This is a genomic window from Trichocoleus sp. FACHB-90, assembly GCF_014695505.1.
In the GTDB taxonomy this organism is placed as follows: Bacteria; Cyanobacteriota; Cyanobacteriia; order Cyanobacteriales; family FACHB-T130; genus Funiculus; species Funiculus sociatus.
This window is the reverse complement of the sequence record NZ_JACJOK010000112.1, coordinates 1-1,793: the sequence shown is the minus strand read 5'-3', so window position 1 is coordinate 1,793 and position 1,793 is coordinate 1. Positions and strand designations below refer to the sequence as shown.

General features: G+C 52.8%; 1 rRNA gene. It reads right to left on the bottom strand.

Annotated elements, in window-relative coordinates:
* Positions 1-106 precede the first annotated feature (106 nt).
* Positions 107-1,600 (bottom strand): 16S ribosomal RNA (locus H6F74_RS29095).
* Positions 1,601-1,793: the final 193 nt, after the last annotated feature.

Genomic DNA, 1,793 nt, shown 5'->3' with positions numbered 1-1,793 from the left:
ATAGTTTGAAAGCTGATGTATTCACTTTTCCTCGATGACCTAGGTTGACCTCCACTTCCCCAAATCTTGGCGATTTTTTCGGTTGAGTGGGGTTTGGTCTCCCTTAAAAGGAGGTGATCCAGCCACACCTTCCGGTACGGCTACCTTGTTACGACTTCACCCCAGTCATCAGCCCTGCCTTCGGCATCCCCCTCCTGCGAACAGGTTAGGGTAACGACTTCGGGCGTGGCCAACTCCCATGGTGTGACGGGCGGTGTGTACAAGGCCCGGGAACGGATTCACCGCCGTATGCTGACCGGCGATTACTAGCGATTCCGCCTTCACGCAGGCGAGTTGCAGCCTGCGATCTGAACTGAGCCACGGTTTATGGGATTTGCTTGTCATTGCTAACTTGCTGCCCTTTGTCCGTAGCATTGTAGTACGTGTGTAGCCCAGGACGTAAGGGGCATGCTGACTTGACGTCATCCCCACCTTCCTCCGGTTTGTCACCGGCAGTCTCTCTAGAGTGCCCAACTTAATGATGGCAACTAAAAACGAGGGTTGCGCTCGTTGCGGGACTTAACCCAACATCTCACGACACGAGCTGACGACAGCCATGCACCACCTGTGTTCGCGCTCCCTAAGGCACTCCTCTCTTTCAAGCGGATTCGCGACATGTCAAGTCCTGGTAAGGTTCTTCGCGTTGCATCGAATTAAACCACATACTCCACCGCTTGTGCGGGCCCCCGTCAATTCCTTTGAGTTTCACACTTGCGTGCGTACTCCCCAGGCGGGATACTTAACGCGTTAGCTCCGGCGCGGCCCGGGTCGATACAGGCCACACCTAGTATCCATCGTTTACGGCTAGGACTACTGGGGTATCTAATCCCATTCGCTCCCCTAGCTTTCGTCCCTCAGTGTCAGTTGCAGTCCAGCAGAGCGCTTTCGCCACCGGTGTTCTTCCCGATCTCTACGCATTTCACCGCTACACCGGGAATTCCCTCTACCCCTACTGCACTCTAGTCTTTCAGTTTCCACCGCCTTTGTGGGGTTAAGCCCCACTCTTTAACGGCAGACTTGAATGACCACCTACGGACGCTTTACGCCCAATTATTCCGGATAACGCTTGCATCCTCCGTATTACCGCGGCTGCTGGCACGGAGTTAGCCGATGCTTATTCCTCAGGTACCGTCATTTTTTTCTTCCCTGAGAAAAGGGGTTTACAATCCAAGAACCTTCCTCCCCCACGCGGTCTTGCTCCGTCAGGCTTTCGCCCATTGCGGAAAATTCCCCACTGCTGCCTCCCGTAGGAGTCTGGGCCGTGTCTCAGTCCCAGTGTGGCTGATCGTCCTCTCAGACCAGCTACTGATTGTCGCCTTGGTAAGCTTTTACCCTACCAACTAGCTAATCAGACGCGAGCTCCTCTTCAGGCTATTAATACTTTCACCTCTCGGCATATCCGGTTTTAGCAGCAGTTTCCTCCTGTTATCCCCGTCCTGAAGGCAGATTCTCACGCGTTACTCACCCGTCCGCCACTAGAATCCTAAGATTCCCGTTCGACTTGCATGTGTTAAGCAGACCGCCAGCGTTCATCCTGAGCCAGGATCAAACTCTCCATTTTGTTGAGTTTGTTGCTCCGGAAACTATTCGTTTCCCTCTTTTTTTTGGCTTCGGGGTTTTTCTCCCCTAATCCGATTCTTTTTGACGAGGTTATTGTGTTACTCTGGCTTTCAAACTATTATTTTTTCTAGGTTCTCGTCGCTCGGTGGAGTGTCGCTTTCGCTTGTCTCTCCCGACCGCTTTATTAATATAGC